Here is a 25,439-nt window from a genome sequence, read left to right on the forward strand (position 1 = left end):
GAGGACATGTTCCATGTTGAAAGCAATGTTTGGAGGGCACACCATGCCCGCAATGAGTGCCAAGGACGCCGTCGAACGCGCGGCGAAGGGCGAAGTGACCGTCGTCGACGTGCGCGACGCCAACGAACTCGCCGTTTCCGGCAAGGCGAAGGGCGCGGTGCACATGCCGCTCGCGACCCTGCGCATGCAGGCCGACCCGCGCAGCCCGGATTTCCACCCGGCGCTCAAGGACGGAAAGCCCATCGCGGTCTACTGCGCCTCGGGCGGGCGTTCGTCGATGGCCGCGCAGGTGTTCCAGGGCTTCGGCCACGACGTGTCGAACATCGGCGGCCTGGGCCATTGGCAGATGGCCGGCGGCGAAGTCGAACGCGCCTGAGCGCGCCACGCAACCGCACATGAAAACGGGGGCCGAGCGGCCCCCGTTTCGCGTTTCAGGATCGCGGTCCGATCAGAAGTGGATCGCGCGCCCGTAAGCGTCCAGCACGCTCTCGTGCATCATCTCCGACAGCGTCGGATGCGGGAAGACCGAGGCCATGAGGTCTTCTTCCGTGGTCTCGAGCTGGCGGCCCACGACGTAGCCCTGGATGAGCTCGGTCACCTCGGCCCCGACCATGTGGGCGCCCAGAAGCTCGCCGGTCTTGGCGTCGAAGATCGTCTTCACCAGCCCCTCCGGTTCGCCAAGCGCGATGGCCTTGCCGTTGCCGATGAAGGGGAACTTGCCGACCTTGATCTCGTAGCCCAGCTCCTTGGCCTTTGCCTCGGTGTAGCCCACGCTGGCGACCTGGGGGTTGCAGTACGTGCAGCCCGCGATGCTTTCGGGCTTGACCGGGTGCGCATGCTGGCCCGCGATCAGCTCGGCCACCATGACGCCCTCGTGGCTCGCCTTGTGGGCCAACCAGGGCGCGCCGGCGATGTCGCCGATGGCATAGACGCCGTCGACGCCCGTGCGGCAGTATTCGTCGGTGACGACATGGGTGCGGTCCACCTTGACCCCGAGCTCTTCGAGCCCGAGCCCCTCGACATTGCCGACGATGCCCACGGCCGAGATCACGGTATCGAACTCTTCGGTCTCGGTCTTGCCGTCCTTCTCGATATGCGCGGTGACCTTGCCCTTGCCGCGGTCCAGCTTCTTGACCGTCGACTTCTCGCGGATCTTCATGCCCTGCTTCTCGAACTGCTTCTTGGCGAAGGCCGAGATCTCGGCGTCCTCCACCGGCAGCACGCGGTCCATGACCTCGACCACCGTCGTGTCGGCGCCGAGCGTGTTGAAGAAGCTCGCGAACTCGATCCCGATTGCGCCCGAGCCGATGACGAGCAGCTTCTTGGGCATCCGCACCGGCTTCAGCGCGTCCTTGTAGGTCCAGACGAGATCGCCGTCGGCCTCGAGCCCCGGCAGCTGGCGTGCACGGGCGCCGGTGGCGAGGATGATGTTCTTGGCGGTAAGCTCCTCGGTCCCCTTGTCGGTCTTGACCGAAACCTTGCCCTTGGCCGGGACCGACCCCTCGCCCATGAAGACCGTCACCTTGTTCTTCTTGAGCAGGTGCTGGACCCCGGAGGAGAGCTGCTTGGCCACCCCGCGCGAACGGTCCACGACCTTGCCCAGGTCGAAGTCGGGCTTCTCGACGGACAGGCCGAAATCCTTGGCCCGGTGCATCAGGTGGAAGACTTCCGCGGTGCGCAGGAGCGCCTTGGTCGGGATGCAGCCCCAGTTGAGGCAGATGCCGCCCAGATGATCGCGCTCGACCACCGCGGTCTTGAGCCCGAGTTGCGCGGCGCGGATCGCGGCGACGTAGCCGCCCGGGCCGGAACCGACCACGATCACGTCAAAGCTGGTGTCAGCCATCGAATTCTCCCTCGCGAAAAAGTAGTTTACCTTTAAACTATTTCCGCAGGCGCTTCAATCGCCGCAGAAAACCGTGCAAAAACAACGCCCGGCGGCAGAACCACCGGGCCCTGTCACCCTAGTCGATTCGGATCGCCCGGTCAGGCGGACATTTCCCGCAGCATCGCGCCGTAGCCACCCTCGGCCACGAAGGCCGCCTCGGGGCCGGTGGTTTCGCGCGACAGCGCCTCGTTGCGGTAGGGGAAGCGGCCGAAGCGGCGGATCACCTCGCGGTGGACCTTCGCGTGCAACAGGTTCTGCTTGCCGGTCTCCGGCATCCGCGTGAGCATCAGGCGCACGCAGCGGTCCTGGTCGATCAGGCTCTCGGAATGCATGAGCGGCATGTAGAAGAACTGGCGGGCCGGCTCGTCGATCTTCATGTCCCAATGCTTGTCGATCGCGCATTTCGCGGCCGCCAGCGCCACCCGGTCCGTGGCGAAGGCCTTGCCCTGCCCCCGGAACATGTTGCGCGGAAACTGGTCCATGAGAATGATGTAGGCGAGCGTGCCACTGGGATAGGTCAGCCAGAGCGAATAGGCGCCGTCGGTCGCCTCGCGCCAGGCTTCACCAAATCTCTCGGTGATCTCGCGGTCCAGCTCGTCGGAGCCTTCGTACCAGCCCTTCGGCCCGACCTCGTCCAGCCAGAAGCTCAGTATCTCTTCGGGTTTGGCCATCGTACCCTCCTCGGCCGTCACCTGTCCTCAAGATCGACGCTTGCAAAATTTCTACATCGTATCAAGCGGACTCCGCGTCAACGCATTGTCGATGACGCATGTGTGTCTTCGGTGTCGGGTTCCGCGGCTTCCGCCTCGTTCGCCTCGGCCACTTCCTCCAGCGCGTCGGCGTAGTACTCGGTCGCGAGCTCCATCGCGACCGGGGAGGTCTGGCTGAAGACCGGGGCGTAGCTCGCGGTCTCGTCGACCGGCACCGACGGACGCCGCGTGGTGCGCCACAGGCCATAGAGCATCACCGCGGTGCACAGCACGGCCAGCACGACGAAGAACCCCTGCGAGCCCAGGGGTCCCATGATCCAGCCGACGGCCAGCGGGCCGGCGATGGCGCCGATGCCGTTGAGGAACATCAGACCTGCCGCCCCGGACGCCATGTCCTCGTTGTCGAGGAAGTCGTTGGTGTGCGCGATCAGCAGGCCGTAGAGCGGCCCCAGCATCCCGCCGATGAAGAAGGCCGCGGTCAGGAGCAGCACGAACTGCGGCAGGAGCCACCCGGCCAGCGACGCGGCGATCGCCACCGCGGCCGCGCCGATGATGACGAGCCGCCGGTCCACGCGGTCGGACACGAAGCCGATCGGCACCTGCAGCACCAGCCCGCCTACGTAGAACATCGCAACGAAGAGCGACAGCTGCGACACCGGAAGCCCGGCCTCGGTGCCATAGACACCGGCCATGCCGAACACGGCCGCGTTCGCCCCGCCCACGAGTATCATGCCCACGGCCCCCAGCGGCGAATTGCGGAAGAGATCGCGCAGCGTCATGCGCCGCGCCGTGTCGAAGGCGGGCGTGGGCGAGATCGACAGGAGGATCGGCGCGAAGGAGATCGACACCAGCACGGAGGGCAGGATGAAGAGAATGAAGCCCGACGGATCGCCCACGGCCACGAGGCCCTGCGCCGCGATCACGCCGATCATCTGCACGATGAGGTAGAGCGCCAGCGACGTGCCCCGCGTTTCGTTCGTCGCCTGGTTGTTGAGCCAGCTCTCGGCGGTCACGTAGACGCCGGAAAAGCAGAAGCCCACGAACAGGCGCAGCGCCGACCACGCGATCGGGTCGGTCAGCGTGGGATAGAGGATCAGCACCGCCGAGATGAACGAACACAGCGCGGCGAACACCCGCACGTGGCCCACCCGCCGGATCAGCTCGGGTGCAAGGCGCGAACCGAACAGGAAGCCCACGAAGTAGCTCGACATGACGATGGACATCTCGAAGGTCGAAAAGCCCTCGATGCCGCCACGAATACCCAGGAGCGTGCCCTGGATACCGTTACCGACCATCAGAAACATGATCCCGAGCAACAGGGCCCAGGAGTTGCCAAGTACCTGAATCATCGCGCGCTCCTTGCGATCAGTGCCAATCGCCTAGCAGCCCCCGCGCCGGGATGCGAGCCTTGTGCGCGCCCTCGGCGGCAAATCCCGTCAGAGGGACGTCACCCACAGGATCGTCGCGTCCTCCGGGCTGGTCGAGATCACGTTGTGCCCCATCGACGCGTCGTAATAGGCGCTGTCGCCCCGGCGCATGTCGACGGGCTCGTAGAACTCGGTGATGAAACGGATCTCACCGGTGAGGACGTAGAGGAATTCCTCGCCATCGTGGCGCACCCAGCCGTCGAATTCGTCGAAGCTGCGCGCACGCACGCGGGCGCGGTAGGGCAGCATGGATTTCTTGGTCAGGGCCCCTGCCAGCAATTCGTGTTCGTAGGTCGCCGTGGGATGGGCCTGCCCCTCGCCGCTCTTGGTCACCGTCATGCGCCCCGACACGCGCGGGTCCTCGGGCGGGGTGAAGAGCTGCGGGACCGAGATCTCGAGCCCCACCGCCAGCTTCTTCAACGCCTCGAAGGTCGGCGACATCTGGCCGTTCTCGATCTTGGACAGGGTCGAACGGGCAAGCCCCGCCTGCGTCGCGGCCTGTTCAAGCGTCCAGCCGCGCGACTTGCGCAGTTCGCGCACGCGCTCCCCCAGGTCGAGCGGCTGGGGATCGGGCGCCGTGCCGCCGCTTTCGCGGGCCAGCCGGATCAGGCTGGGGATCTTGGGGTCGGTGTCGGTCATGCGATGTATTAGGCGCGAATGGTGCCCTATTGCAACTGCGCGCACGGCGGGACTAGGTGTCGCCATGATCGCCGAAACCGCCCCCGGCCCCGCGCTGCCGCCGCCGCCCGCCGCCTTCAACATGGCCCGTTACGTGCTGACCGACGCCCGGGCCGCGCCGGACAAGCTGGCACTGTCGGTGCTGGGCTCTCCGCGCGACGACTGGAGCTACGCGCGGCTCGAGCGCGCGGTGCGGGGGATCGCGGGCGGTCTCCTTGCCCGCGGCCTCGCCCCCGGCGACCGGGTGCTTCTGCGGCTGGGCAACAGCGTCGAGTTCCCGCTGGCCTTCCTCGGCGCGATCGCTGCCGGGCTCGTGCCCGTGCCGACCTCGGCCCAGCTGACGGCGCGCGAGATCACCGGGATGGCCGCACAGATCGGCCCGGCGCTCATCGTGGCCGGCGACGGCATCGCCCTGCCCGACCCGCTGCCCTGCCCGGTCCTGCCCGAGGCCGCCCTTCACGACCTCGCGGATGGCCCGGCGGCCGCGTACCACCTGGGCGACCCGAACCGCCCGGCCTACGCGATCTTCACCTCCGGCACCTCGGGCACGGCGCGCGCGGTGCTGCACGCCCACCGGGCGATCTGGGCGCGCCGGATGATGTGGGACGGCTGGTACGGGCTCACCCCCGACGACCGGCTGATGCATGCGGGTGCGTTCAACTGGACCTACACGCTGGGCACCGGGCTCATGGACCCATGGTCACGCGGCGCCACTGCGCTGATCCCCGCCCCCGGCACGAAACCCGCCGACCTGCCTGCGCTGATCGCCGCGGAGCGCGTCACCATCTTCGCGGCCGCCCCCGGCGTCTATCGCCAGTTGCTGCGCGCCGGGATGCCCGCGACGCCCGCCCTGCGCCACGGGCTCACGGCGGGCGAGAAGCTGGCCGACCCGATCCGCGCGGCCTGGGAAGAGGCGACCGGCACCACGCTCCACGAAGCTTTCGGCATGTCCGAGTGCTCAACGTTCGTCTCCGGCAACCCGTCGCACCCCGCGCCCGCTGGCACGCTGGGCTATCCGCAGCCGGGACGCCACGTGGCGGTCCTGGGAGACGACGGGCCGGTCGCGCGCGGCGAGGCCGGCGTGCTCGCCGTCCACCGCGACGACCCCGGCCTGATGCTGGGCTACGTGGGCGCCGAGGACGAGACCCGCGCGCGCTACCGCGGCGACTGGTTCCTGACCGGCGACACCGTCGAGATGACCGATGACGGCGCGATCCGCTATCTCGGCCGCGACGACGACATGATGAACGCGGGCGGCTTCCGCGTCTCCCCGGTCGAGGTCGAAGCCGCCCTGCTCACCCATCCCGAGGTGCACGAAGCCGCCGCGGTGGAGATCGCCATCAAGGACACCGCGAAGATCATCGCGCTCTTTTACGTGGCCGAACCGGGCACGCAGCCTGACGCGGCGGAGCTTGCGGCCCACGCCGCCGACCGGCTCGCCCGCTACAAGTGCCCGCGCGTCTTCATCCCGCTCGAAGCCCTGCCGCGCGGGGCGAACAACAAGGTGCTGCGCCGCGATCTGCGCCGCCGCGCCGAGGCGGGAGAGTTCGACGGGCATCTGCGCACCGGCTGAGCGCTCACGCCTGCGCGAGCCCGGTGACATTTCCCCCGCATGGAGCTAGGAGAGGGCCATGATCAAGCTCTACATCTTCTCCGACCCGGTCTGCCCGTGGTGCTACATCGGCAAGGCCCGGCTCGACGCCGCGCTGCTTCAGCGTCCGAACCACCCGTTCGACATCGAATGGCACCCCTTCATGCTGAACCCCGACATGCCCCGCGAAGGCATGGACCGGCGCGCCTATCTCGAGGCCAAGTTCGGCGGCAAGGAAGGCGCGGTGCAGGCCTATCTCCCGGTCCAGAAAGAGGCCGAAGCGAGCGGGCTGGAGATCAACCTCGACGGCATGGCGCGCACGCCCTCGACCATCGACGCGCACCGGCTCATCCACTGGGCGCATCTCGAGGGGCGCCAGACCGCCATCGTCTCCAAGCTCTTCCACGCCTACTTCGTGGACGGACGCGACATCGGCGACCGCGCGGTGCTGGCCGACATCGCCGAAGATGCGGAGATGGACCGGGCGATGGTGGAGCGGCTTTTCGAGACCGAGGCCGACACCGACGACATCCGCGCCCGTGACATCGACGCGCGCGAAAAGGGCGTGAACGCGGTCCCCACCTTCGTGATCGCCAACCAGCACGTGGTGCCCGGCGCGCAGCCCACGGACCTCTGGCTCAACGTGATCGACGAGCTCGCGGGACAGGTCGAAGGCGAAGCCTGAGCGCACAGCGGATGTGCCCGGGGGGGGCTCTGGCCATCCCGGGCGGAAAATCGTATGCCATGCGCACGTAATTACCGCAGGCACATGTCCCAGGACGCTTCCCAGATACGCCGCATCGGCACGATCGAACTCGTCGCCCTCCTCGCCGCGCTCATGTCGCTCATGGCGTTCTCGACGGATTCGATCCTGCCGGCGATGACCGAGCTCGCGGCCGAGCTCGCCCCCGACGACAAGTCGAAGACCCAGTTCCTCGTGAGCATCTTCCTTCTGGGCGGCGGTGCCGGGATGCTCGTCTTCGGGCCGCTCTCCGACAGTATCGGGCGCCGCGCGGCACTCACGGCGGGGATCGGGCTCTACGCGGCCGCCGCCATCGGCGCGGCCTTCGCCACCTCGCTCGAGATGCTCGTGTTCTTCCGCTTCGTGATGGGTGCCGGCGCCGCGGCCGCGCGCACCGTGTCGCAGACCGTGACCCGCGACCTCTTCAGCGGCGCGCAGCAGGCGCGCGTGGCTTCGCTCATCTTCATGTTCTTCGTGGCGGTGCCCGCGCTCGCCCCACTCATGGGCCAACAGATCATCTTCGTCGTTGGCTGGCGGGGACTTTTCGGCGTCTACGTGCTTTTCGGCACCGCCATCCTCACCTGGTTCCTGCTGCGCCAGCCCGAAACGCTCGACCCCGCGCACCGCCGCGCCTTCCGCCTGAAGCCCGTGGCCGCGGCCGCGCGCGAAGTGCTGACCACGCCCGTCTCCGTCCGCTACCTGCTGGTCCAGGTGATGATGTACGGCCAGTTCATCGCCTATCTCAGCACCGCGGAACAGCTCTGGGTCGACGCGATGGGCGTGGGTGACGCCTTCCCGCTCTACTTCGCCGGCGTCTCGGTGCTGGCCGCGCTTGCCGGTTTCGTCAACTCGCGGCTCGTGATGCATGTCGGCATGCGCCGGATGCTGATCGCCGCCTTCGGCTCCCAGGTGCTCTTCGCGGGGGTCGCGCTTGGCTTGTGGGTCTTCGGGCACATGGAACAGGCAAGCGACGGCACGCGGATCGCCGTCTTCATGATCTGGTCGACCTCGCTTTTCTTCATCAACGGCCTCACGCTGGGCAATGTCACCGCGCTCGCGATGGAACCGCTCGGGCATGTCGCGGGCACCGCGGCGGCGGTGATCGGCGCCTTCGGCATGGGGCTGGGCATGCCCATCGCGGCGACCCTGGGCCAGCTCTTCGACGGCACGCCCCGCCCGCTCATGGCCGGCGCGGTGGCGTGTTCCTTCATCGCCCTGATGCTGGTCGTCACCGACATGGGCCGCGAGCGGCGTCAGCGCGAGAGATAGACCTCGCGCGCACCGCGCGCCGAGTTCCACATCGTCCCGAGCGCGTGGTGCGGCGATCCGAAGGAATAGATCCCGTCCGAGCGCCGGCTGCCCGCCCCGAAGGTCCAGGCGAATTGCGGCGCCACGTTCATGTCGCAGCCCAGCACCAGCCCGAAATCATCGACCGAAACGTCCACCGCGTGGGCGGCTTTCGGCAGGGCCTTCCCTTTCAGGAAGTCATAGCGCAGCGCCTTGCGCGTGCCGTGCACCGGCCTCAGCTCCGCCTTGCGGGCACCGTCCGAGATGTAGAGGCGACCGTTGTTCATCGAGATGGTCATGGTGAAGGTCTGCACCCCCATCGTCACGCCGATCCCGGGGGCCGTCCCGGTCCATTGCCCGGTGATGTGCGGGCCGATTTTCGAGACGTCGAACCTGAAGCTGTCCGGCCCGCAGACCGGGTTGTCGTCCTGCGCCGCGGCCGGCGTCGCGAGCGCGCAGATGGCAAGGGCGGCGGCCAGGGGGCGAAACAGGTGTCGTGCAATCATTGTCGCAAAATCTCCTCTCAACAGCGCGGCATGCCCGGTCGGCCGGGACGGCCGCGCGATCCTCGTACAAATGCCGGAAACTGAACCACGGCGCCCCCCGCCGGGTCAACGGCGGGGGGCGCGGGGGTTCCGACGCCGAAATCGCGTCGAGATCATGCGATGGTTACAACGCGGGGCAGGACATCCCCGCCGGAGGGCGCTCAGGCCTTGGCCTTCGCCTTCTTCTTCTCGGCCACGACCTTCTCGGCCAGGTCGCGCGCGATGGCGAAGGCGCCCTTGATCTTGTCGGAGTCTTTCTTCCAGTCCCGGCGCACGACGATCTTGTTGTCCTTCACCTTGGCGAGCCCACGCTGGTCCTGCATGAACTCCACCAGCCCCGTGGGCGAGGCGAACTTGTCGTTGTGGAACTGGATCGTCGCGCCCTTCGGCCCGCCGTCCAGTCGCGCGATCCCGGCCTTCTTGCACATCGCCTTGATGCGCACGATCAGGAGCAGCGTGTTCACCTCCTTCGGCAATTTGCCGAAGCGGTCGATGAGTTCGGCCGCGAAGCCCTCGAGCTCCACCTTGGTGGTCAGGTCGGACAGCCGGCGGTAGAGGCCCAGGCGCACGTCGAGATCGGGCACGTATTCTTCCGGGATCATGACAGGGACGCCCAGGTTGATCTGGGGCGCCCAGGTTTCCTCGTATTCCGTGAGCCCTTCCATCTCGCCCGAGCGGATCTTGGCGATCGCGTCCTCGAGCATGTTCTGGTAAAGCTCGTAGCCCACCTCGTTCATCTGGCCCGACTGCTCTTCACCCAGCAGGTTGCCGGCCCCGCGGATGTCGAGGTCCTGGCTTGCCAGCATGAACCCTGCGCCCAGGCTGTCGAGCGATCCCAGCACCTTGAGCCGCTTCTCCGCACCCGCAGTCAGCGGCACGCGCGGCTTGGTGGTGAGGTAGCAATAGGCCCGCGTCTTCGCGCGGCCCACGCGGCCCCGGATCTGGTAGAGCTGGGCCAACCCGAACATGTCCGCGCGCCACACGATCATGGTGTTCGCGGTCGGGATGTCGAGACCCGATTCCACGATGGTCGTCGCCACCAGCACGTCGTACTTGCCGTCGTAGAAAGCGTTCATCCGGTCATCGAGCTCGCCCGCGGCCATCTGGCCCGTGGCGGTCACGAAACTGACCTCGGGCACCTGGCTTTCGAGGAAGGCCTGCACCTCGGCCACGTCCTTCACGCGGGGCACGACGAAGAAGCTCTGCCCGCCCCGGTAATGCTCGCGCAGAAGCGCCTCGCGGATCGTCACCGTGTCGAACTCCGACACGTAGGTGCGAATCGACAGGCGGTCGACCGGCGGCGTGCCGATGATCGACAGATCGCGCACCCCCGACAGGCTCATCTGGAGCGTGCGCGGGATCGGCGTGGCGCTGAGGGTGAGCACGTGCACGTCCGAGCGCATGGCCTTGAGCCGTTCCTTGTGGGTCACGCCGAAGCGCTGCTCCTCGTCGATGACGAGAAGTCCGAGGTCCTTGAACCGCACGCTCTTCGACAAGAGCGCATGGGTGCCCACGACGATGTCGACGGTGCCGTCCTTGATGCCCTCGCGGGTGCGCTGCGCCTCGCCCTGGCCGACGAAGCGGCTCAGCTGACTGACCTGGATCGGAAAGCCCCGGAAACGCTCCGCGAAGCTCTTGTAATGCTGGCGGGCGAGCAGCGTGGTCGGCGCGATCACCGCGACCTGCATGCCCGTCATCGCCGCCACGAAGGCCGCGCGCATCGCCACCTCGGTCTTGCCGAAGCCCACGTCGCCGCAGATCAGCCGGTCCATCGGCGTGCCCGCCGACAGGTCCTCGATCACGTCGCCGATGGCCGAGAGTTGGTCGTCGGTCTCGGTGTAGGGGAAGCGCGCCGAGAATTCCTCCCAGGCGTGATGCGGCGCCTCGAGCACCGGGGCCTTGCGCAACGCGCGCTCGGCGGCCAGCCGGATGAGCTTGTCGGCAACCTCGCGGATGCGTTCCTTGAGCCGGGCCTTCTTGGCTTGCCACGCACCGCCGCCCAGCTTGTCGAGAAGCCCCTCTTCATGGCCGTACTTGGACAGAAGCTCGATGTTCTCGACAGGCAGGTACAGCCGGTCGCCGCCGGCATATTCCAGGAGCACGCAATCATGCGGCGCACCGAGCGCCTCGACCGTTTCGAGCCCGCGATAGATGCCCACGCCGTGGTCGACGTGCACGATCAGCTCGCCGGGGCTGAGCGACTGGTGCTCCGTCAGGAAATTCTCGGCCCGGCGCTTGCGCTTCGGTGCGCGGATCAGCCGGTCACCCAGCACGTCCTGTTCGGAGATCACCGTGAGGCCGGGGGCCTCGAAGCCGTGTTCGAGCGGCCAGACCGCGAGGTAGAGCCCGCCCTTGGCGTCCGGCACGTCGCGGAAATCGGCGACCTCGGTCTGGGCCGTCAGGTCCTCGTCCGACAGAAGCCCGGCGACGCGTTCGCGGGCGCCCTCGGAATAGGAGGCGACGACAACCGGCCCCTCTTCGCGTCGCGCACGAATATGTGAGGCCAACACCTCGAAAAGGTTGATCTTTTCCTGCTGTCGCTCCGGCGAGAAGTTGCGCCCGATGCGCCCGCCGCCGTCCACCACGCCGGGCCCCGTGGGCTGCGGCAGCGCCACGAGCTGCAGCACCCGCATGTCGGCCAGCGCCGCGTCCCAGGCGGCATCGTCGAGGTAGAGCATCCCCGGCGGACAGGGCTTGTAGACCGTGTCGAGCCGGTTCCTGTCCAGCATCGCCTCCCGTCGGGCCTGGTACTGGTCCTCGATCCCCTCCCACCGGGCGACGCGGGCCGCGTCGACCTGGTCGTCGAGCATCACGGAGGCGCCGGGGAGGTAGTCGAAGACCGTCTCGAGACGTTCGTGGAAGAAGGGCAGCCAATGCTCCATGCCCGAATGCTTGCGCCCCGCGCTCACCGCCTCGTAGAGCGGGTCGTCGGAGCCGCCCGCGCCGAACTCGACGCGGTAGTTCTGCCGGAACCGCGTGATCGCCGCCTCGTCGAGGATCACCTCGGATACCGGGGCAAGCTCGATCGCCGACAGAGTCTCGGTCGTCATCTGGCTGACCGGGTCGAAGCGGCGCGCGCCGTCGAGCACGTCGCCGAACAGGTCGAGCCGCACGGGCCCGGCTTCACCGGGCGGGTAGATGTCGATGATCCCGCCGCGCACCGCGAAGTCGCCAGGTTCGGTGACGGTCGGGGCCTGCGAAAAGCCCATGCGCACCAGGAAGGCACGCAGCCCGCCCACGTCGATCCGGTTGTCGACGGTGGCCGACCAACTCGCCTCCGCCAGCACCTCGCGCGCAGGCACGCGCTGGGTCGCGGCGTTGAGCGTCGTCAGCAGGATGAAGCGCCCCGGCATGCCGTGGGCCAGTGCGGCCAGCGTGGCCATGCGCGCGGCCGATACGTCCGCGTTGGGCGACATCCGGTCGAAGGGCAGCACGTCCCAGGCCGGGAAGGTCAGGACCGTGACATCGGGCGCGAAGAAGGACAGCGCGGCCTGCATCGCCGCAAGGCGCTTGTCGTCGCGCGCCACGTGGATGACCGGCCCGCCGGTCTTTTCCAGTTCGCGTGAGACGAGAAGGGCGTCAAAGCCTTCGGGCGCCCCCGAAAGGGTGATGTGGTCGCGGCGCGTCATGACGGGGAAGTAACCTTGCAGTCCTGACTGTCAACCGCTCATTGCCCGAGGGCCCCGTAGGTCATGTTCTGATACATGCCCCAGAGCGCGGTGACGAAGATGGCGAGCATGCCGATGAACTGGGTCAGCGTGCGGTGGCGGCGCATCAGCCGGCGCAGGGGCCGCCCGTCAAGCGCCTGGTCGCGGATCACCCCGGCCGTGTGGACCGACAGCCCCCCGACCGCGATCATCGGCACGCCCAGCAGAAACACGGCCTGGGCGAATTCCATGTCGTAGTAGAACCCGAGGAGCGCCAGCATCGTGACCAGCATCGCGCCGATCCCGATGAGCCAGAGGCCCGACACCCCCGCGACGTAGAGCAGCCGGTTGCAGTTGATGCGCACGAGCTCTTCCATGTCCGCCTCGGCCTGCCCGCCGTTGCGTTCGGCCCGCTGGATCATGTCGTAGGGGACCCCCAGCACGTAGCGACTGGCCTGCGACCAGACCGCCGCGAGCGCGATCCAGTACCACAGGTTGGAAAAACTCCTCATATCGATGAGTTCGAATACGGCTGAGTACCAGTCCACCGCGCTGCCTGTCCCCGTTTTGGGTCTGTTTGGCGCGACCATACGCGCCTCGTTCCGGGGGCGCTACCCCTTGAGGGGCGGGATTTGGCGTGGCAATGAATGCGGGCAGCCGAAAAGGAAGGCCCATGACACGCACCCTCGCCCCCTATCCCGCGACCCGCCTGCGCCGCAACCGCCGCTCGCCCGCCCTGCGCGCGCTCGTGCGCGAGACGACGCTGACGGTCGACGACCTGATCTGGCCGGTGTTCCTGATGGAGGGCGAGAACGAGGTGTTCGACGTGCCCTCGATGCCGGGGGTGCAGCGCATGACCACCGACCGGGTCGTCGCGGCGGCGAAGGACGCCGCCTCGCTGGGCATCCCGGCGATCTGCCTGTTTCCCTACATCGAGCAATCGGTGAAGACCGAGGATTGCGCGGGCGCCTGGGACCCCGACAACCTGTCGAACCGCACCACGCGCGCGATCAAGGACGCCGTGCCGGAGATCGCGGTGATGACCGACATCGCGCTCGACCCCTACAACATCAACGGCCATGACGGCTTCGTCGTGGATGGCGAGATCGTGAACGACCGCACGGTCGACGCGCTGGTGAAGATGGCGCTGGCGCAGGCCGAGGCGGGCGCCGATATCCTGGGCCCGTCGGACATGATGGACGGCCGGATCGGCGCGATGCGCATGGCACTCGAGGCCGAGGGCCACCAGAACGTCTCGATCATGTCCTATTCCGCGAAATACGCGAGCGGCTTCTACGGCCCCTTCCGCGACGCGGTGGGTGCCTCGGGCGCGCTCAAGGGCGACAAGAAGACCTACCAGATGGACCCCGCCAACACGGACGAGGCGCTGCGGCTTGTGGAGCGCGACCTCACCGAGGGGGCCGACATGGTGATGGTGAAACCGGGGATGCCCTATCTCGACGTCTGCCGCCGGGTGAAGGACACCTTCGGCGTGCCGACCTACGCCTACCAGGTGTCGGGCGAATACGCGATGCTTCAGGCGGCGTTCCAGAACGGCTGGCTCGACGCGGAGAAGGTCATGATGGAAAGCCTGGGCGGGTTCAAACGCGCGGGCTGCGACGGGATCCTGACGTATTTCGCGCCGGAGGCGGCGAAACTTCTGAACGGGTAACGGCGGGAGCCTGTCGGCCGGCGTCGCGGGGTGGCCTGGCGCGGGCGCGTGGGCTGTGGCCGCATGTCGGCTCTAGAATCCTAGAATCCTAGAATCCTAGAATCCTAGAATCCTAGAATTTTATTGGATACCAGCCCTTTAGGAACAGGAATTGACCCGAAACGTGAGCACGGCGCGCCGCGGCGCTCAATGTCCATCGCCCGACGAACGCCCCTTGCTTTCGGCCTTGAGCGCCCAGCGACCCGTCTCCTGGCTCCAGTATTTCGCCACCACGCCCGCGTCCGACATCGCCTTCCACTGGCCGCGCGCCACATTGACCGCGTCGGGGTCGTTGCCGTCGAACAGGATCATCACCCGTGTCGCACCCGCCGTCTCGTCCGGGCTGACATCGGCGCCGTCGACGGACACCACGCATTCGGCCACCTCCGACCCCGCGCTGAGCAGGATCGGCTGGTCCGCGTCATGCGGCCCCCCGGCCAGGCCGTGCGGCAGGAATCCGTCCCCCATCCACAGCCGTTCGTCGAGCCACTTGAGCCGGCCCGCGTCCCGGCCGCGCACGACGACGCGCCAGCCGGCCTCGCGCGCCTTCCCCAGGAGCGCGGGCAGCGTCTCTTCCAGCGGCGTGCGCGTCATGTGGTAGAAATACGCCTCGCCCAAGTCAGCCCTCGTAGCGCTCCGCGACAAGCCGGTCGAGCGCGCGCACGCCCCAGCCGGTCGCGCCCTTGGGCGCCAGCGCCGTGTCCGCCTTGACGTCGGCCACCCCGGCGATGTCGAGGTGGATCCACGGCACGTCCTCCTTGATGAACCGCTGCAGGAACTGCGCGGCCGTGATCGAGCCCGCCGGGCGTCCACCCACGTGCTTGAAGTCGGCCTTCGCGCTTTCGAGCAGCTTGTCGTAGGCCTCGCCCAGCGGCAGGCGCCAGGCGCCTTCTTCCTCCGTCTGCGCGGCCTTGAGGAAGCCTTGGCAGAAGTCGTCGTCGTTGGAGAAGACCCCCGCGTTCTCGTGCCCCAGCGCGATGACGCAGGCGCCGGTCAGCGTGGCAAGGTCGACGACACCGGCGGGCTTGAAGCGTTCCTGCGCGTACCAGAGCACGTCGCAGAGCACCATGCGCCCCTCGGCGTCGGTGTTGATGATCTCGACCGTGTCGCCCTTCATCGTCTTCACGATGTCGCCCGGGCGCTGCGCCCGTCCGTCCGGCATGTTCTCGACCAGCCCGATGAGACCCACGACGTTGGCCTTGGCCTTGCGCCTGGCGAGCGTCTTCATCACGCCGGTCACGGTGCCCGCGCCGCCCATGTCCATCGTCATGTCTTCCATGCCCGCGCCCGGCTTGATGCTGATGCCACCGGTATCGAAGACCACGCCCTTGCCGACGAGCGCCAGCGGGGCATTGCCTTTCGCGCCGCCGTTCCACTGCATCACAACGACCTTCGAGGGGCTTTCCGACCCCTGCCCGACGCCCAGCAGCGCGCGCATGCCGAGCTTTTCGAGCTCGTCCTCCTCGAGCACTTCCACCTCGACCCCGAGGTCGGACAGCGCCTCGGCGCGGGCGGCGAACTCGGTCGTCGTGAGCACGTTGGCGGGCTCGTTCACGAGGTCACGGGTCAGGAACACGCCCTCGGCCACGGCCAGGATGCCGTCGACGCTGTCGGCCCATTCCTCCGACTGGTTGGTCAGGAGCGTCAGGCTGCGCGCCTTCACCTCGCCCGCCTCGCCGGTCTTGTGATCCAAGAAGGAATAGGCGCGCAGGACCGCGGCAAGAGCCAGTTGGTCGAGGTGCTTGTGGGACCCGGCGATCACCGTGGCGGATGCGCTTCCCAGCGCCTTGCCCACGATCGCGCCCACCTTGCGTGCGGCCTCGGGCGTGAGCCGCTTGTCCACCTTCACCACTTCGACGGCCTCGGCGGCCATGCCCGCGGGCCAGGCGAGCGTGCCGGATTGCCCCGGCTTCATCTTCCCGAACGCCTCGCTTTCCAGGTAACGCTCGAGCGCACCCTTTGTCAGCCGGTTCACCCGCCGCGCGCCCTTGTCCATCGGGCCACCGTCCACGGCGAGCACGACGACCCGGCCCTCGGCCTCGGCCAGGGTGTCGATGTCGAGGGGCGCGAAGGTCGGTTTGATCACGTCGGTCATGCTGTCTCCTGTCGGCGAAAATGGGTCTGGGCGATCTCGCGCCCGGTCGGGGTCACGTAAGCACCAAGCGGGGGGCGGTGCAACCGGGACCCGGCGGCGCGACGGGCCGTCACCGGGGAATCGGGCGCGCCAGATGTGGTGGACGCCGCGCGCCTCCCCACCGCATATCGCCGGAATCGCGTCGGATCGGCGGCGAAAACCCGGCGCGCGGCGAGATTCCCCCTCGCACCGTCGCCGAGTTCCGACTAATGTGACGCGTGAACCGGGGGGTGGAGCCACGGCTTCCGGCCTGCGAGAACGACACGACAAGGTTGGGCGGTATGAGACAGAGCATGGCTTGGACGCAACTTACGAAGCTGGGACGCGGTGTCGGGCATTCGATCGCCGTCGCAACGCTGGCGCTCGGTGCCAGCCTCGCCCCGGCCACGGCCCAGAACCTGTTCGAACCCGTGGCCAAGGTGAACAACGAGGCCGTGACCGCCTACGAACGCAACCAGCGCATGGCCTTCATGACGCTGCTGCGCGCGCCCGGCGACGTGCGCGAACTGGTCATGGACCAGCTCATCAACGAAAAGCTCCAGCTGGCCGAGGCCGAGCGCCTGGGTGTCGAGCCCGACCCCGAGGCGGTGCGCCAGGGCATGGAGGAATTCGCCTCCCGCGGCAACCTGAGCGTGGAGCAGTTCCTCGAGATGATCGGTCAGGCGGGCATCGCCGCCGAAACCTTCCGCGACTTCGTCACCGCCGGGATCACCTGGCGCGAGGTGGCCCGCGAGCTCTTCCTCGAAAAGGTGACGATCACGGAGAGCGAGATCGACCGCGCCTATGCCGAGGCCGAGCCGACCCCGGGCCAGAAGTTCCTGCTCACCGAGATCGTGCTGCCCGCCTCGTCCGCCGCGAGCCTCAAGGCCTCGCGCATGCGCGCCGAGCGGCTGGCGCAGATCCAGACGGCCGACGAATTCTCGGACGCCGCCAAGCGCTTCTCGATCGCCCCCACCCGCCTCAACAACGGCGAACGCGACTGGGTCGACCTGCAGGCGCTGCCCGCCCCGGTTCAGGCCGCCATCCGCAACGTCGGCGAAGGGGCCACGAGCCGCCCCGTCGTGCTGGGCGAAGACGGCGTGGCCGTCTACTTCGTGCGTGACCGCGAAACCGTGCGCACGACCAACGTGGGCACGGTCATCGACTACGCTGCCTTCTTCATCCCCGGCGGACGGTCCCAGGCCGCGCTCGCCGAAGCGGCCGAGATCCGGGCCGAGGTGCAGGTCTGCGACGACCTCTACCCGATCGCGCGCGGCCTGCCGACGGAGCAGCTCGTGCGAGAGGAAATCCCGTCCGGCGCCGTGCCCGCGAACTACAAGGCCGAGCTCGACAACATGGACCCGGGCGAGATATCGACGAACCTGACGACCTCGAGCGGCTCGCTCGTGGTGCTGATGCTGTGCAACCGGCGCAACGACGTGCCCGACAGCGTGAGCCGCACGCAGGTGGCCGAGTCGCTGCGCAACCAGCGCATCGGTGCGCTCGCCAACGATTACCTGGCCGAGCTGCGCGCGAACGCCGTGATCGAGTATTACGACTGAGCCATGCCATTCACACCGGATGACGCGGTACCGGGCGCCTTGACGCGACCCGGCCGCGAAAGGACCCATGCCCCGCTCTGACGCCCCCATCGCCCTGTCCATCGGCGAGCCCGGCGGGATCGGGCCGGAAACCATCGCCAAGGCATGGGACCGGCTCGGCGCCGAGCTGCCGTTCTTCGTGATCGGCGACCCGACCCATATCGACGGACCGGTCGAGGTGATCGCGCATCCCGGCGAGGCGCCGCGCGCGCTCCACCGGGGCGTGCCCGTGCTGGCGCGCGACTTCGGCGCCCCCCGGATCCCCGGTACCGCGCAGCCCGCCCATGCCCAGCCGGTGATCGACGCGATTCGCGACGGCGTGGCGCTGGTCATGGCCGGCGAGGCGGCGGCCCTGACCACGGCCCCGATTCACAAGAAGGCGCTGATGGACGGCGCGGGCTTCGCCTACCCGGGGCACACGGAATACCTGGCGCATCTCGCGGGTGTCGAGGACGTGGTGATGATGCTCGCCTGCCCCGAGCTGCGCGTGGTGCCCGCCACGATTCACATTCCGCTCGCCGACGTGCCCGCCGCGCTCACCCGCACGCACCTGACACGCGTGATCCGCATCACGCATGCCGCGCTCATGGCGCAGGGCCACGCCAACCCGCGCATCGCCGTCGCGGGCCTGAACCCGCACGCGGGCGAAGGCGGCGCGATCGGGCGCGAGGAGATCGAGACGATCATCCCGGTGCTCGACGCCCTGCGCGCCGAGGGGCTGGCACTCGCCGGCCCCCTGCCCGCCGACACGATGTTCCATCCAGCCGCGCGCGCGGGCTACGACGTGGCGATCTGCATGTACCACGACCAGGCGCTGGTCCCGATCAAGACCATCGACTTCGCCGGTGGCGTGAACGTGACGCTGGGTCTGCCCTTAATCCGAACCTCGCCCGACCACGGCACCGCCTTCGACATTGCCGGGACCGGGCGCGCCGACCCGACCTCGCTCATCGCCGCGCTGCGCATGGCGCGCGACATGGCCCAGGGGACCGGTGCGTGAGCGCGATCGACGGCCTGCCGCCGCTGCGCGAGGTGATCGCCACCCACGGGCTGGTTGCGAAGAAATCGCTGGGCCAGAACTTCCTGCTCGACCTCAACCTCACCGCCAAGATCGCGCGCAAGGCCGGCGACCTGACGAAATGCGACGTGCTCGAGGTGGGCCCCGGCCCCGGCGGGCTGACCCGTGGGCTGCTGGCCGAGGGTGCGCGCCGCGTGCTCGCCGTCGAGAAGGACGCGCGCGCGATGGCGCCCCTGGCCGAGATCGCGGCACATTATCCCGGGCGGCTCGAGGTGGTGAACGCCGACGCGCTCGAGATCGACCCGCTGGAACATCTCACGCCCCCGATCCGGATCGTGGCCAACCTGCCCTACAACGTGGGCACCGAGCTCCTGACCCGCTGGCTCACGCCGCCCAGCTGGCCGCCGGTCTGGGAGAGCCTGACGCTCATGTTCCAGAAGGAGGTGGCGCAGCGCATCGTGGCGCAGCCCGGCTCCAAGACCTATGGCCGGCTCGCGATCCTCGCGCAATGGCGCTGTGACGCGCGCATCGTGATGGAACTGCCGCCCGAGGCGTTCACGCCGCCGCCCAAAATCCACTCCGCCGTGGTCCACCTCACCGCGCTGCCGGAGCCGCGTTTTCCGGCCAACGCCGCGACGCTGCAAAAACTGACCGCCACCGCGTTCCAGCAGCGACGCAAGATGCTGCGGGCGTCCCTGAAGGGGCTCCACCCGCGGATCGAGGACCTGCTCGAGAGCGCGGGAATCAAGCCCACGTCGCGCGCCGAGGAGATCGGGCTCGAGCATTGGTGCGCGCTGGCGCGCGCGCTCGACGCGGCCTAGCGGTTTCGGGCCGGGCCGACGCCCGTCCCGACCCGCGCGGGGGCACTGCCCCCGCACCCCCGAAGTATTTTCGGAACGATGAAGGGGAGCCGGGTCAGCCGTCCGGCCGCGAAATCCGGCCGCCGCCGACATTCGCCGCGACGCCGGTCGTGGAGGGACAGGACGTGGCGAGGCCGCGCGCCACGCGCACGGCGAGGAAGGCGAAGGCCTGCGCTTCCAGCATGTCGCCGTCGAGGCCGACCTCTTCGACGGGAACGGCGGGTACGCCTGCGCGCATTTCGATCTGCGTCACGAGTGCCGGGTTCTTGCGCCCCCCGCCGCACAGGAGCAGGCGGTCGGGTGGCGACGGGCAATATTCCAGCCCAAGCGCTACGGCGGCCGCGGCGCAGGCGGTGAGCGTCGCGGCGGCGTTTTCGTCCGAGAGATCCGAAACCGCGCCCGCGAGATCCGTGAAGGCGTCCCGGTCGAGCGACTTGGGCGGCATGCGGTAGAAATAGGGATGCGCGAGGAAGGCGGTGACGATGTCCTCGTCCACCGTTCCCCGGGCAGCGCGCGCGCCGCCTGTATCGAAGGATTGCCGGTGTCGGGCCCACATGAGGTCATTGATCGGGGCGTTCGCGGGCCCGGTGTCGAAGGCCAGCAGCGCGCCGTCGTCCTCGGGCCGGGTCCGGGACGGGTCGACCCAGGTCAGGTTGCCGACGCCGCCGAGGTTGAGGAAGGCCAGCGGCGCCCGGGCCCCGATCCATTTGGCGAGCGCGAAGTGGAAGAAGGGTGCGAGCGGCGCGCCCTCCCCCCCGAGCGCCACGTCCGCCGAGCGGAAATCCCAGGCCACCGGCAGCCCCAGCGCCCGGGCGAGCCGGTCGCCGTCACCCGCCTGGTGCGTCGCGCCGCGCCCGCGCGGGTCGTGGGCGAGCGTCTGGCCATGAAAGCCCACGAGTTCGGCGCCGTCGAACCGCGACAGAAGCGCGACATGCGCCGCCTCGATCACACCGGCCGCCGCCTCCACCCCCGGCTCGCCCGGCCAGTGGCCGAGCGCCGCGCGCAGGACGCCCGCCTCGTTCTCGGAGAAAGCCGCGTACCGGCTCTCGCCGAAGCCCAGGATGGTTTCCCCGTCGGTGTGCACCATCGCCGCATCGACGCCGTCAAGCGACGTGCCCGACATCGCGCCCAACGCCCAGATCGCCTGCGCCTCCAACATGGCTTTCCCTCTGCCCGTGCCCCCGATATAGAGGCTCCATCAGGCGACAATGGACAGAAAAGCGATGACCTACCACCCGAAATCAGACTTCATGCGCGTGATGATCGAGCGCGGCTACCTGGCCGACTGCACCGATTATCAGGGGCTGGACGAGGCCCTGAATGCCGGCGTGGTCACCGCCTATATCGGCTATGACGCCACCGCCAAGTCGCTGCACGTGGGCCACCTGCTCAACATCATGATGCTGCGCTGGTTCCAGAAGACCGGCAACAAGCCGATCACGCTGATGGGCGGGGGCACCACCAAGGTGGGCGACCCCAGCTTCCGCTCCGACGAGCGCCCGCTTCTGGGACCCGAGCAGATCGACGAGAACATCGAGGGCATGAAGCAGGTCTTCGCCAAGTACCTCAGCTACGGGGACGGGGCGACCGACGCGCTCATGCTCAACAACGCCGAGTGGCTGGATGATCTCAACTACCTGGAGTTCCTGCGCGACATCGGGCGGCACTTCAGCGTGAACCGGATGCTGTCCTTCGAGAGCGTGAAGTCCCGGCTCGACCGCGAGCAGAGCCTGTCGTTCCTCGAGTTCAACTACATGATCCTGCAGGCCTACGACTTCCTGGAACTCAACCGCCGCTACGGCTGCACGCTGCAGATGGGCGGGTCCGACCAGTGGGGCAACATCGTCAACGGGATCGACCTGACGCGGCGGGTGCTCGACACCGAGATCTACGGCCTGACCTCGCCGCTCCTGACCACGTCGGACGGCAAGAAGATGGGCAAGTCCGCGGGCGGTGCCATGTGGCTCAACGCCGACATGCTGAGCCCGTACGAGTTCTGGCAATTCTGGCGCAACGTGACGGACGCCGACGTGGGCCGGTTCCTCAAGCTCTACACGGAGCTGCCGGTCGAGGAATGCGAACGGCTCGCGGCCCTGCCCGGCAACAGGATCAACGACGCCAAGATCGTGCTCGCGAACGAGGTGACGACGCTGTGCCACGGGGCCGAGGCGGCGGCCGCCGCGGAGGCGACCGCGCGCGAGGTCTTCGAGAAGGGTGGCGCGGGCGACGACCTGCCCACGCTGACGCTCACGGCAGAGGAGATCGGCGAAGGCATCTCGATCACCCAGCTCATCACGCGCTCGGGGCTCGCGAAGTCCGGCAAGGAAGCCAAGCGCCTCATCGCCGACAAGGGGGCGAAGATGAACGACGCGGACGTGACCGATGCCGGTCTCATGATCACCGCGGACGACCTGGGCGAGCCGATCAAGCTTTCGGCGGGCAAGAAGCGGCATGCCCTCGTGACCCTGGGGTAAGGTTTCGACGCGGGCGTGGCCCGCGCCGACCCCTCGGGGGGACGCTGTCCCCCCGCCCCCCTGAGGTATTTTCGAAACGAAGAAGGGGACCGGGCGGCTTTCGATGAAACGCTATCGCACGATCATCCTCGGGGCCGGTGCGGCTGGCCTGATGTGTGCGGCGCATGCGGGGCCCGACACGCTGGTGCTGGACCACGCCAGGAAACCGGGCGAGAAGATCCGGATTTCCGGTGGCGGGCGGTGCAATTTCACCAACCTCGACGTGACGCCCGCGAATTTCCTGTCCGAGAACCCGCATTTCCACAAGTCGGCGCTCGCGCGTTACACCCAGTGGGATTTCATCGAGCTCGTGTCGCGCCACGGCATCGCCTGGCACGAGAAGACGCTGGGGCAGCTCTTCTGCGACGGGAAATCGACGCAGATCATCGACATGCTGCTGGAAGAGATGCGCGCGGCCGGGGCGGAGCTCAGGCTGGAGACGCAGATCACGGACGTGCGCCACGCGGACGGACGTTTCATTGTCACGACCGACCGGGGCGCGGAGACGGCCGAGACCCTCGTGCTCGCAACGGGGGGCAAGTCGATCCCCAAGATGGGAGCGTCCGGGTTCGCCTATGACGTGGCCGGCCGGTTCGGCCATGACATCGTCACCCCGCGCCCCGCGCTCGTGCCCTTCACCTTCGGCGACCGTTTCGCGCCGCTGGCCGGCGTGTCGGTGCCGGGCCGGGCGTTCAACGACCGGATCGCCTTCGCCGAGAGCCTGCTCTTCACCCATCGCGGCCTGTCCGGGCCCGCGATCCTGCAGATCTCCTCCTACTGGCGCGAGGGCGAGCCGATCACGCTCGACATCTGTCCACCGGGGCTTGTCGAGACGCTGCGCGACCAGCGGCAGGCGCAGGGGCGCCACGCGCTCACCACCGAACTCGCCCGCCACCTGCCCGCCCGGCTCGTCGAATACCTGACGCCCGTGCTGGGCCTGTCCGGCAACCTCGCGGATCAGTCCGACGCGCGGCTGCGCGAAATCGGGGAAGCGCTCGCCAACTGGACGCTTACCCCTGCGGGGACCGAGGGCTATCGCACCGCGGAAGTCACCGCCGGTGGCGTGTCGACCGCGGGTCTTTCCTCGCAGAGCATGGAATCGAAACACGTCCCGGGTCTTTACGTCATCGGGGAAGCCGTCGACGTGACCGGCTGGCTCGGCGGTTTCAATTTCCAGTGGGCCTGGGCCTCGGGCCATGCCGCGGGGCGCGCCATCGCCGACAGGGCGCACGCCTGACCCTTTCATCTTTCTCCAAATACGCAGGCGGCATCGCGGCCTGGGCCCACGCATGCAACAACCCGCTGGTCCCCGGGTCGCACGCCCGCTACCTTCGGGCCAAATCGAGGAGCGCCCATGAAGATTGCCAGTTTCAACATCAACGGGATCAAGGCCCGGCTGCCCGCCGTCACCGACTGGATCGAGGAGGCCCGGCCCGACGTCGCGATCTTCCAGGAGATCAAGTCGATCGACGAGAACTTCCCCCGCGAGCATTTCGAGGACCTGGGCTACAATGTCGAAACCCACGGGCAGAAGTCGTTCAACGGGGTCGCGCTGATCTCGAAGTTCCCGCTCGAGGACGTCGTGCGCGGCCTGCCCGGCGCCGACGGCACCGGGCGCGACGGGGCCGATGACGCCGAGGCGCGTTATATCGAGGCGACCGTGGTGGGTGACGCGGGCGCGGTGCGCATCTGCGGGCTCTACCTGCCCAACGGCAACCCGGTGGGGGACGAGAAATTCGCCTACAAACTGCGCTGGATGGAGCGGCTCGAGGCGCGGGCGCGTGCGCTTCTGGCGCTTGAAGAGCCCTTCCTCATGGCGGGCGACTACAACGTGATCCCGCAGGCCGAAGACGCCGCGCGGCCCGATGCCTGGCGCGATGACGCGCTGTTCCAGCCGGAAAGCAGGGGCGCGTTCTGGCGGCTTCAGAACCTCGGGCTCACCGATGCGTTCCGCGCGGTGAACCAGGCGCCGGAGCAATACACCTACTGGGATTTCCAGCGCGGTGCGTGGCAACGCAACGACGGCATCCGGATCGACCATTTCCTGTTGTCGCCGCAATGTGCGGACCTGCTTGAGGATTGCCGGATCGACAAGGAGGTCCGGGCACGCGAAAAGCCCTCGGACCACGTTCCGATCTGGGTGAAGCTCGCCGCGTGAGCCATTGACATGACACGAAAGATCATCATCGACACCGACCCGGGTCAGGACGACGCGGTCGCGATCCTCCTGGCGCTGGCAAGCCCCGAGCTCGAAGTGCTGGGCATCACCGCCGTGGCCGGCAACGTGCCGCTTGCGCTGACCCAGAAGAATGCGCGCATCGTCTGCGAACTGGCCGGGCGACCCGACATGCGGGTCTTCGCGGGCTGCGAGGCCCCGATGACGCGCACGCTCGTCACCGCCGAGCACGTGCACGGGCGCACCGGGCTCGACGGGCCGACGCTGCCCGACCCGACCATGCCGCTCGACGCCACGCACGCGGTCGATTTCATCATCGAGACCCTGCGCGCGGCCCCCGAGGGCGAGGTGACGCTGTGCACGCTGGGCCCGCTCACGAACGTGGCCACGGCCTTTCGCGCGGCGCCCGAGATCATTGCGAAGGTGCGCGAGATCGTGGCGATGGGCGGCGCCTATTTCGAGGTGGGCAACATCACCCCGGCGGCGGAATTCAACATCTACGTCGACCCGCAAGCCGCTGATATCGTGTTCCGATCCGGCGTTCCCATGACCGTCATGCCGCTCGACGTGACGCACAAGGCGCTGGTCACCCGGCCCCGCAACGAGGCGTTTCGCGCCCTGGGCAACCGCGTCGGGGTCGCCACGGCCGAGATGACCGATTTCTTCGAACGCTTCGACCGGGAGAAATACGGCTCCGACGGAGCGCCGCTGCATGATCCGACGGTGACGGCCTTCCTGTTGCGGCCGGACCTGTTCGAGGGGCGCCACGTGAACGTGGAGGTCGAGACCGGTTCCGAGCTCACGCTGGGCATGACGGTCGCGGATTGGTGGCGGGTCACGGACCGCGCGCCCAACGCCACCTTCATGGGCAACCTCGACGCCGACGGGTTCTTCGGGCTCCTGACCGAACGCCTTGCCCGGCTGCCCTGAGATGC

The 25,439-nt window shown here is 68.3% G+C and carries 22 protein-coding genes; 12 read left to right on the forward strand and 10 right to left on the reverse strand.

Annotated features, from left to right (window positions below; all coding sequences use genetic code 11):
- Positions 1 to 52: 52 nt before the first annotated feature.
- Entirely contained in the window at positions 53 to 376 is a 324-nt protein-coding gene (locus GQE99_RS12630) for a rhodanese-like domain-containing protein (protein WP_235917228.1), read from the forward strand.
- A gap of 72 nt (positions 377 to 448) precedes the next feature.
- Here GQE99_RS12630 and lpdA read toward each other — a convergent pair whose 3' ends face one another.
- The 4 genes from lpdA to GQE99_RS12650 all read right to left on the reverse strand — a co-directional run bounded on the left by lpdA (position 449) and on the right by GQE99_RS12650 (position 4,661).
- The gene (lpdA, locus tag GQE99_RS12635; RefSeq protein WP_161351993.1) at positions 449 to 1,843 is read right to left on the reverse strand and encodes a dihydrolipoyl dehydrogenase; all 1,395 of its coding nucleotides are present in this window, start codon (positions 1,841 to 1,843) and stop codon (positions 449 to 451) included.
- A gap of 140 nt (positions 1,844 to 1,983) precedes the next feature.
- Positions 1,984 to 2,556: a DUF924 family protein gene (locus GQE99_RS12640; protein ID WP_161351994.1), complete on the reverse strand. Its 573-nt coding sequence runs from the start codon at positions 2,554 to 2,556 to the stop codon at positions 1,984 to 1,986.
- 77 nt (positions 2,557 to 2,633) lie between these two features.
- Positions 2,634 to 3,944 (reverse strand): MFS transporter, encoded by a 1,311-nt coding sequence (locus GQE99_RS12645; RefSeq protein ID WP_161351995.1) that lies wholly within the window; start codon positions 3,942 to 3,944, stop codon positions 2,634 to 2,636.
- A gap of 87 nt (positions 3,945 to 4,031) precedes the next feature.
- Positions 4,032 to 4,661, reverse strand: coding sequence for a helix-turn-helix domain-containing protein (locus GQE99_RS12650; protein WP_161351996.1), 630 nt, complete (start codon positions 4,659 to 4,661; stop codon positions 4,032 to 4,034).
- Positions 4,662 to 4,725: 64 nt separating this feature from the next.
- Between GQE99_RS12650 and GQE99_RS12655 the strand changes: the two genes are divergently transcribed.
- The 3 genes from GQE99_RS12655 to GQE99_RS12665 all read left to right on the forward strand — a co-directional run bounded on the left by GQE99_RS12655 (position 4,726) and on the right by GQE99_RS12665 (position 8,302).
- Positions 4,726 to 6,273, forward strand: coding sequence for a class I adenylate-forming enzyme family protein (locus GQE99_RS12655; protein ID WP_161351997.1), 1,548 nt, complete (start codon positions 4,726 to 4,728; stop codon positions 6,271 to 6,273).
- 58 nt (positions 6,274 to 6,331) lie between these two features.
- Positions 6,332 to 6,976 carry a DsbA family oxidoreductase gene (locus tag GQE99_RS12660; RefSeq protein ID WP_161351998.1) on the forward strand — a complete coding sequence of 215 codons (645 nt, stop codon included), beginning with the start codon at positions 6,332 to 6,334 and terminating at the stop codon, positions 6,974 to 6,976.
- A gap of 84 nt (positions 6,977 to 7,060) precedes the next feature.
- On the forward strand, positions 7,061 to 8,302 hold the full coding sequence (locus tag GQE99_RS12665; RefSeq protein ID WP_161351999.1) for a multidrug effflux MFS transporter: 1,242 nt from the start codon (positions 7,061 to 7,063) through the stop codon (positions 8,300 to 8,302).
- Here GQE99_RS12665 and GQE99_RS12670 read toward each other — a convergent pair.
- The 3 genes from GQE99_RS12670 to GQE99_RS12680 form a co-directional block, all read right to left on the reverse strand.
- The gene (locus tag GQE99_RS12670) at positions 8,287 to 8,826 is read right to left on the reverse strand and encodes a hypothetical protein (RefSeq protein WP_161352000.1); all 540 of its coding nucleotides are present in this window, start codon (positions 8,824 to 8,826) and stop codon (positions 8,287 to 8,289) included. The two genes, GQE99_RS12665 and GQE99_RS12670, sit on opposite strands and share 16 nt — an antisense overlap.
- A 200-nt stretch (positions 8,827 to 9,026) precedes the next feature.
- Complete coding sequence (gene mfd / locus GQE99_RS12675) at positions 9,027 to 12,494, reverse strand: transcription-repair coupling factor (protein WP_161352001.1); 3,468 nt, start codon at positions 12,492 to 12,494, stop codon at positions 9,027 to 9,029.
- 38 nt (positions 12,495 to 12,532) lie between these two features.
- Positions 12,533 to 13,060: a component of SufBCD complex gene (locus tag GQE99_RS12680; protein WP_328794099.1), complete on the reverse strand. Its 528-nt coding sequence runs from the start codon at positions 13,058 to 13,060 to the stop codon at positions 12,533 to 12,535.
- Positions 13,061 to 13,185: 125 nt separating this feature from the next.
- On the opposite strand from GQE99_RS12680, the gene hemB reads away from it, so the two are divergent.
- Positions 13,186 to 14,184 carry a porphobilinogen synthase gene (hemB, locus tag GQE99_RS12685; protein ID WP_161352003.1) on the forward strand — a complete coding sequence of 333 codons (999 nt, stop codon included), beginning with the start codon at positions 13,186 to 13,188 and terminating at the stop codon, positions 14,182 to 14,184.
- Positions 14,185 to 14,370: 186 nt separating this feature from the next.
- Here hemB and GQE99_RS12690 read toward each other — a convergent pair whose 3' ends face one another.
- Positions 14,371 to 14,841, reverse strand: coding sequence for a DNA polymerase III subunit chi (locus GQE99_RS12690; RefSeq protein ID WP_161352004.1), 471 nt, complete (start codon positions 14,839 to 14,841; stop codon positions 14,371 to 14,373).
- A gap of 1 nt (position 14,842) precedes the next feature.
- Positions 14,843 to 16,318, reverse strand: a complete 1,476-nt coding sequence (locus GQE99_RS12695; RefSeq protein WP_161352005.1) for a leucyl aminopeptidase — start codon at positions 16,316 to 16,318, stop codon at positions 14,843 to 14,845.
- Between the two features lie 332 nt (positions 16,319 to 16,650).
- Between GQE99_RS12695 and GQE99_RS12700 the strand changes: the two genes are divergently transcribed.
- The 3 genes from GQE99_RS12700 (at position 16,651) to rsmA (ending at position 19,776) form a co-directional block, all read left to right on the forward strand.
- Entirely contained in the window at positions 16,651 to 17,898 is a 1,248-nt protein-coding gene (locus GQE99_RS12700; protein ID WP_161352006.1) for a SurA N-terminal domain-containing protein, read from the forward strand.
- Between the two features lie 67 nt (positions 17,899 to 17,965).
- Positions 17,966 to 18,937: a 4-hydroxythreonine-4-phosphate dehydrogenase PdxA gene (gene pdxA / locus GQE99_RS12705; protein ID WP_161352007.1), complete on the forward strand. Its 972-nt coding sequence runs from the start codon at positions 17,966 to 17,968 to the stop codon at positions 18,935 to 18,937.
- Complete coding sequence (gene rsmA / locus GQE99_RS12710; RefSeq protein WP_161352008.1) at positions 18,934 to 19,776, forward strand: 16S rRNA (adenine(1518)-N(6)/adenine(1519)-N(6))-dimethyltransferase RsmA; 843 nt, start codon at positions 18,934 to 18,936, stop codon at positions 19,774 to 19,776. Before pdxA ends, rsmA begins: the two co-directional genes overlap by 4 nt.
- 94 nt (positions 19,777 to 19,870) lie before the next feature.
- On the opposite strand, the gene GQE99_RS12715 is transcribed toward rsmA, so the two are convergent.
- A complete protein-coding gene (locus tag GQE99_RS12715; protein WP_161352009.1) occupies positions 19,871 to 20,974 on the reverse strand; it encodes an anhydro-N-acetylmuramic acid kinase in 1,104 nt (367 codons plus the stop codon).
- 64 nt (positions 20,975 to 21,038) lie between these two features.
- Between GQE99_RS12715 and tyrS the strand changes: the two genes are divergently transcribed.
- The 4 genes from tyrS (at position 21,039) to GQE99_RS12735 (ending at position 25,434) form a co-directional block, all read left to right on the forward strand.
- Positions 21,039 to 22,289, forward strand: a complete 1,251-nt coding sequence (tyrS, locus tag GQE99_RS12720; protein WP_161352370.1) for a tyrosine--tRNA ligase — start codon at positions 21,039 to 21,041, stop codon at positions 22,287 to 22,289.
- A gap of 103 nt (positions 22,290 to 22,392) precedes the next feature.
- On the forward strand, positions 22,393 to 23,565 hold the full coding sequence (locus GQE99_RS12725) for a BaiN/RdsA family NAD(P)/FAD-dependent oxidoreductase (RefSeq protein WP_161352010.1): 1,173 nt from the start codon (positions 22,393 to 22,395) through the stop codon (positions 23,563 to 23,565).
- Positions 23,566 to 23,682: 117 nt separating this feature from the next.
- Complete coding sequence (gene xth, locus GQE99_RS12730) at positions 23,683 to 24,486, forward strand: exodeoxyribonuclease III (RefSeq protein ID WP_161352011.1); 804 nt, start codon at positions 23,683 to 23,685, stop codon at positions 24,484 to 24,486.
- A 9-nt stretch (positions 24,487 to 24,495) separates the two neighbouring features.
- Positions 24,496 to 25,434: a nucleoside hydrolase gene (locus GQE99_RS12735; RefSeq protein WP_161352012.1), complete on the forward strand. Its 939-nt coding sequence runs from the start codon at positions 24,496 to 24,498 to the stop codon at positions 25,432 to 25,434.
- The last annotated feature ends 5 nt before the right edge of the window (positions 25,435 to 25,439 follow it).

Source organism: Maritimibacter harenae, from assembly GCF_009882975.1.
Classification (GTDB): domain Bacteria; phylum Pseudomonadota; class Alphaproteobacteria; order Rhodobacterales; family Rhodobacteraceae; genus Maritimibacter; species Maritimibacter harenae.

Coding starts and splice junctions, on each gene's coding strand:
- GQE99_RS12630 (WP_235917228.1), top strand. CDS start 53: ATGAGTGCCAAGGACGCCGTCGAACGCGCGGCGAAGGGCGAAGTGACC.
- lpdA (WP_161351993.1), bottom strand. CDS start 1,843: ATGGCTGACACCAGCTTTGACGTGATCGTGGTCGGTTCCGGCCCGGGC.
- GQE99_RS12640 (WP_161351994.1), bottom strand. CDS start 2,556: ATGGCCAAACCCGAAGAGATACTGAGCTTCTGGCTGGACGAGGTCGGG.
- GQE99_RS12645 (WP_161351995.1), bottom strand. CDS start 3,944: ATGATTCAGGTACTTGGCAACTCCTGGGCCCTGTTGCTCGGGATCATG.
- GQE99_RS12650 (WP_161351996.1), bottom strand. CDS start 4,661: ATGACCGACACCGACCCCAAGATCCCCAGCCTGATCCGGCTGGCCCGC.
- GQE99_RS12655 (WP_161351997.1), top strand. CDS start 4,726: ATGATCGCCGAAACCGCCCCCGGCCCCGCGCTGCCGCCGCCGCCCGCC.
- GQE99_RS12660 (WP_161351998.1), top strand. CDS start 6,332: ATGATCAAGCTCTACATCTTCTCCGACCCGGTCTGCCCGTGGTGCTAC.
- GQE99_RS12665 (WP_161351999.1), top strand. CDS start 7,061: ATGTCCCAGGACGCTTCCCAGATACGCCGCATCGGCACGATCGAACTC.
- GQE99_RS12670 (WP_161352000.1), bottom strand. CDS start 8,826: ATGATTGCACGACACCTGTTTCGCCCCCTGGCCGCCGCCCTTGCCATC.
- mfd (WP_161352001.1), bottom strand. CDS start 12,494: ATGACGCGCCGCGACCACATCACCCTTTCGGGGGCGCCCGAAGGCTTT.
- hemB (WP_161352003.1), top strand. CDS start 13,186: ATGACACGCACCCTCGCCCCCTATCCCGCGACCCGCCTGCGCCGCAAC.
- GQE99_RS12695 (WP_161352005.1), bottom strand. CDS start 16,318: ATGACCGACGTGATCAAACCGACCTTCGCGCCCCTCGACATCGACACC.
- GQE99_RS12700 (WP_161352006.1), top strand. CDS start 16,651: ATGGCTTGGACGCAACTTACGAAGCTGGGACGCGGTGTCGGGCATTCG.
- pdxA (WP_161352007.1), top strand. CDS start 17,966: ATGCCCCGCTCTGACGCCCCCATCGCCCTGTCCATCGGCGAGCCCGGC.
- GQE99_RS12715 (WP_161352009.1), bottom strand. CDS start 20,974: ATGTTGGAGGCGCAGGCGATCTGGGCGTTGGGCGCGATGTCGGGCACG.
- tyrS (WP_161352370.1), top strand. CDS start 21,039: ATGACCTACCACCCGAAATCAGACTTCATGCGCGTGATGATCGAGCGC.
- GQE99_RS12725 (WP_161352010.1), top strand. CDS start 22,393: ATGAAACGCTATCGCACGATCATCCTCGGGGCCGGTGCGGCTGGCCTG.
- xth (WP_161352011.1), top strand. CDS start 23,683: ATGAAGATTGCCAGTTTCAACATCAACGGGATCAAGGCCCGGCTGCCC.
- GQE99_RS12735 (WP_161352012.1), top strand. CDS start 24,496: ATGACACGAAAGATCATCATCGACACCGACCCGGGTCAGGACGACGCG.